At 58.4% G+C, this 5147-nt stretch carries 4 protein-coding genes; 1 reads left to right on the forward strand and 3 read right to left on the reverse strand.

Features of this window, described 5'->3' with window-relative positions; translation table 11 throughout:
• The first annotated feature begins 348 nt into the window (after positions 1 to 348).
• Entirely contained in the window at positions 349 to 1296 is a 948-nt protein-coding gene (locus IGS55_RS27755) for a porin (protein ID WP_230519561.1), read from the forward strand.
• Positions 1297 to 1344: 48 nt separating this feature from the next.
• Here the strand turns inward: IGS55_RS27755 and IGS55_RS27760 are convergent, their stop codons facing one another.
• The 3 genes from IGS55_RS27760 to IGS55_RS27770 form a co-directional block, all read right to left on the reverse strand.
• Positions 1345 to 2532: a PAS domain-containing sensor histidine kinase gene (locus IGS55_RS27760; protein ID WP_230519560.1), complete on the reverse strand. Its 1188-nt coding sequence runs from the start codon at positions 2530 to 2532 to the stop codon at positions 1345 to 1347.
• Between the two features lie 160 nt (positions 2533 to 2692).
• Complete coding sequence (locus IGS55_RS27765; protein WP_230519559.1) at positions 2693 to 3451, reverse strand: LytR/AlgR family response regulator transcription factor; 759 nt, start codon at positions 3449 to 3451, stop codon at positions 2693 to 2695.
• A gap of 68 nt (positions 3452 to 3519) precedes the next feature.
• Complete coding sequence (locus IGS55_RS27770; RefSeq protein ID WP_230519558.1) at positions 3520 to 4800, reverse strand: sensor histidine kinase; 1281 nt, start codon at positions 4798 to 4800, stop codon at positions 3520 to 3522.
• Positions 4801 to 5147 lie beyond the last annotated feature (347 nt).

The raw sequence follows: 5147 nt of genomic DNA on the forward strand, positions 1-5147 counted from the left end.
CCAAGATGTTGACAGCGGTCGATACCGTTCGCAATACCACGAACGGCATGAGGGGAATAATACAAGGTCGGATTAGCCCGTAGGGCGTAATCCGACAGGCGTTGCCGAAGGCGCTAGTCGGATTACGCGTGGCCTTGCCCCGCTAATCCGACCTACGGTAAATAGGTCTTGTCGCCGCATGAACCGCCTCCGGGCGGTTTTTTTTTGCCTGTTGTTTTTATCTGACACGACGTTGTGCCAAAAAGCAACATCTTGTCGATGTCATATTGTTGAAGTATTTGGTGGGCATGATTCGGTTCAGCAGCTAAGCAGCACCACTCTTGTCCAACCTAATGTAGAGAATCTCAAGTGAAAAAAATTACTCTGGCAGCATTGATCATCGGCACCTTCGCAGCAGCTACGGCACAAGCACAATCGAACGTCACCGTGTACGGCCTGGTTGACCTCGGTATTGCCAAGACCACTGGCCAGCCAACGGTACAACGCGAAAACAATGCGTCGCGCCTTGGTTTCAAGGGTACGGAAGATCTGGGTGGCGGCCTGTCCGCAATTTTCAACCTGGAAAGTGAATTCCTGGCTGACACCGGCGCGCAAAAAGGCGTGTTGTTCGACCGTCAAGCGTATGTGGGCTTGAAAGGCGCTTTCGGTACCGCCATCCTGGGCCGCACCAAGAACTTGGTCGATGGCACCATCGCCCGCGTCGACCCATTCAATACCTACGGCGTGGTCGGCAAGAACAATGAAACCCTGCTGCGTTCGGGCGTCGGCTCGTCGCGCGTCAACAATGCCGTGACCTACAACAGCCCTAGCTTTGAAGGTTTCGTGGGTAGCCTGCAATATGTGCTGAGCGAAGTCAACAGCGCTGACGCAGGCGTGATCGGTCTGGCAACCTACGACAATGGCCCGATCAGCTTGCACGCCGGCTACGAAAAAGCCGTGCAAGCAACGGCAACGGCCGCCAAGCCTGATCTGTGGTCCATCGGTGGTGGCTATAAATTCGGCCCAGCCAAGATCACGGCCGCCTACTCGAAAGGTGACACCAAAGTTGCCACGACTGGCGAATTCAAGTCTTACCTGATCGGCCTGAACTACACGGTCGGCGGCGGCGATGCCAAAGTGTCGTACGGCAAGCAAGAGCAAAGCAACAACAAGTTCAAGGATCAGGACACCATCAAGGAATTCGGCATTGGTTACGACTACCACCTGTCGAAGCGCACCGACGTGTACGCTTACGCTGGCCGCGAGCGCGTCAAGTCGCTGACTTCGTACCAGATCGGTCTGGCACACAAATTCTAAGCATCATTCGATGTGATGAAGCAAAGGCGCCTGCGGGCGCCTTTTTTATTACATGGCCGCGGCGGCCGCCTCGGCATGCATGGGCAGCGAGATTTCGATGCGCGTGCCGCCCAGTTCGCTATCGGTACCGATATGGATATTGCCATTCAAGCCCCATACCCGTTCGCGCATGCCCAGCAAGCCAAGCGCCGTGGTTTTTTCCAGATCGTGTTCGGCAATGCCGCGGCCATCATCCTGGATGGTGATCGCCAGCGAGGAATCGATGCGGTGCAGGGCGATGGTGATGTGGCTGGCCTCGGCATGGCGCGCGATATTTGTCAGCGCTTCCTGCACGATGCGGTAGATGGCCGTGCTGCGCGCGTCGTCGAGCACGAGGTCGGCTTCGTCGGCCAGCAAGTCGAAATGGATGGCGCGGCGCAACAAGAAGTCGTGGCGCAGTTTTTGTAGCGCAAAATACAATCCCCCCTCATCGAGCGCGCGCGGACGCAGGTTGCTGGCGATGCGCCGCAGCGAGGTGATGGCCGTCACCAGCAAGCCGTCCATGCTGTGCAGCAACGCTTGCAGGGAGGCGGTGGTATCCGTGTGCTGGCGCACGAGGGTCAGGTCGACGCGCAAGGTGGCGAGCAATTGCCCCAAGTCATCATGCAGTTCGCGCGCGATATGCTTGCGTTCTTCTTCGCGGATGGTTTGCAGCGCGCTCGACAATTCACGCAATTGCGAAAAGGAGCGGGCCAGCTGTTCATGCATCTGCTGGCGCGCGCTGATGTCGCGCACAATGATGGTAAACACGCTCTGGCCATCTTCCTGCATGGACGAGAGCGAGCCTTCGAGGGGAAACATGGCGCCATCGCTGCGCCGTCCCGTCAAGGTGTAGTCGGTGGCGCGCCGGCCCGTCAGGCGCAGCTCCAGGCTGATGTCGTCAAACGGCGGATCGCCATCGTGCGTGCCCAGGCTGCCCAGGGTACGCAGGTCGCGCAGGATGTAGTGGCCCAGGGGCATGCCGCACATGGCGGCCGGCGTGTCGTCGAACAATCTGGCCGCCGCCGCGTTCGCATGGAGGATGATTTGCCGGCTGTCGATACTGATGATGGCGTCGCTGGCGTTGTCGATGATGGCCTGGCCGCGCGCCTGCTGTTGCCGGCGGGCTTTCAGTGGAGGAAACAGGCACAGCAAAAGCGCCGCCGCCATACCCAGCGGCAAGATGCGCAGCAGCGCGGGACTGCCTCGGTCGGGCATTGGGGTCTCCTTGCGAACGTGGGCGAAGGCAGGCAGTGCAGGAATGACGGGCGGGACTTGATATAGCCTATGCCTGCTGGCGCGGTGCGGTTTGATGTGGCGCAGAAAGGAGGCAGAAGAGCGTGCGCCGCGCCGGCCTGGGCCGGGCGGCGGCGGAGACTTACATCTGCTTGAACAGGTGCAGGAAGCTGCGACTCACTTCGAGCTTGTCGGACTTGCCTTTGATGAGGATCAGGTGGCGGCCGCGGATGTCGCGCGTCACGCCTTCGATGGCATTCACATTGACGAGGGTGGCGCGGTGGATTTGCCAGAACAGCGAAGGATCGAGCTCTTCAGCAAGGTCGCGCACGGGCTTGCGGATCAGCGCCTCATACTTGGCTGTCTGCACACACGTGTATTTCTCGTCAGAACGAAAGAACAGGATCTCTTCCACGGGAATCATGCGCAAGTCCTGGCCGATGCTGGCCTGTATCCATTGCAAATAGGTGGGCTTGGCCGTGATTTTTTCCGCCAGTTGCGACAGCATGGCCGTGACACTGCTGTTGACGTCCAGGGCCGGCTTGTTCAAGTGCGTTTTCAGGCGCTCCACGGTTACCAGCAAGCGCTCATGCTCGGGTGGCTTGAGTACGTAATCGACGGCGCCCCGCTCGAAGGCCTCGACGGCATGGCTGTCATAGGCCGTGACGAAGACGATATGCGTCTTGCTGCCTATTACTTGCGCCGCTTCCATGCCTGTCTTGCCCGGCATGCGGATATCGAGGAAGGCAAAGTCGGGCTTGAGTTGCTCCACCAGTTCGATCGCTTCGTCGCCATTCTTGGCTTCGCCGATGATTTCCAGTTCAGGCCAGGCCTGGCCCAGGCGCAGGCGCAGCTGGTCGCGCATCAGTCTTTCGTCGTCGGCAATAATAGCGGTAGGCATAAGTCTCAAGTGTGAACGGGCGAAGATTGATTATTCAATGATTTAGCGTTTTTATCAACTACTCTGTCTTATTTGGACAATTGATAGGGCACTTCGATCACGGCGCACACGCCGGATGGTTGATTTGGCGTAATGGTCAGGCTGCCCTCGTCGCCATGCAGCAGTTTCAAACGCTCGCGGATGGTGGGCAAACCGAGCCCCGTGCCATCGCTGGGCACCACGCCAAAGCCCAGGCCGTCATCGGTGACCGTCACGCGCAACTTGCTGTGCGCTACTTCGGCCACGATGCGCAGCGTGCCGCCTTCCGGTTTGACTTCCAGGCCGTGCTTGATGGCATTTTCCACCATCGATTGCAGCATCATGGGTGGGAAGGCGGCGCTGCGCAGGCCGTCGGGAATCTGGAAATCGACGGTCAGGCGTTCTTCCATGCGCATTTTCAGCAGGTTCAAGTACGCTTGCACCATGTCCGCTTCACGGCCCAGATTGGTAATCAGGGCGTTGTCGCGCATTTGCGGCAGCACGGCGCGCAGATATTGAATCAGGCTGCGCTGCATCTTGGCCGCGCGCGGCGGATCGACCTGAATCAGGTGTTCGACCGAGGCAAGCGTGTTGAACAGGAAGTGCGGCTCGACTTGCGCCTGCATCATCTGCATCTTCGCTTCGCTGAGCTGGCGCTGCATGGATTCGCGCTCGGCCGCCTCATTTGCCGTGACGGTTTGCGCTTCCGCACGTTTCTTGCCGCCGACCAGGGCTTTCATGGCGAACAGGGCCAATACCAGCAAAGAGACAAAACTCTTGAACCAGGTCGAGGCTTGCTGGTGATAGCGCGACACTTTTTGTTCTGCCGCATCATCGACGGCTTCTTCGATGGCATTCGACAGCTCTTCGCCGATTTGCGGCGGTAATTCAATGTGGACTTCTTCGCCCGAGGCATTGGTCGTTACGGGATAGTTGGGTTTGGCGGGGGCGGCTGGTGGTTCAGGTGGCTCCGGCGGCACGGCACTGGCTTGTGCGTCCGCCTCGGCGGCATCGGCCGGATCGGCCGCGCTGCTGCGCCGGTTCTTGCTGTTGCGAGGATTGAAATGGATGCCCGTATCGTCGATCAGGATATTGGTTTCACCCGAGCCCTTGCTGCTGCGTTTGTGTGACTTGATGACAACTTCTTCGTCCGGGCTGGATGAGAACAGCTCATCTTGCAAAATGGAACCGGCGATCAGGGCCAGTGCGGCGAACAGGAAGAATTTCCACCATGACAGTTGGGTCACCCAGGTCGTCGTCGCGTCGAATGCCCGTTGTATCCAAGCGAGGATGGTTTTCAACAATTCGGGCAGGCTGGAAATCGGAAGCATGGGGGCACTTTCAAGTACAAGAGTTAATCGACGCAGCGGGCAAGTTTAACTGCTTGTTGCGTAGCGTCAGAGTCTGATGTTGCCACTGTGCCTAAAGACCACGAACTACGCCAGCCGATTGCGACAGGCTGCACAAAAAGGCGCTTGAAGTGAAGACCAGGCTTGCTGGACGGTGAGGGGCGGTAAATAGCGCTTGCGGGGAATGTGAGGCAGGGCTATAATTCGCCCCCTCGCTGAACGACGCATGCAAATGTCGAGTAAAGCAGAGTGAAAAAAGAAGGTTGACGAATTAGCCGAAACGCTGCATACTCTTCCTTCTTCGCAGCTGACAAACACAACGCTTTGTC

Origin of the sequence: Janthinobacterium sp. EB271-G4-3-2 (genome assembly GCF_020858035.1) — a bacterium.
Classification (GTDB): domain Bacteria; phylum Pseudomonadota; class Gammaproteobacteria; order Burkholderiales; family Burkholderiaceae_D; genus Janthinobacterium; species Janthinobacterium aestuarii.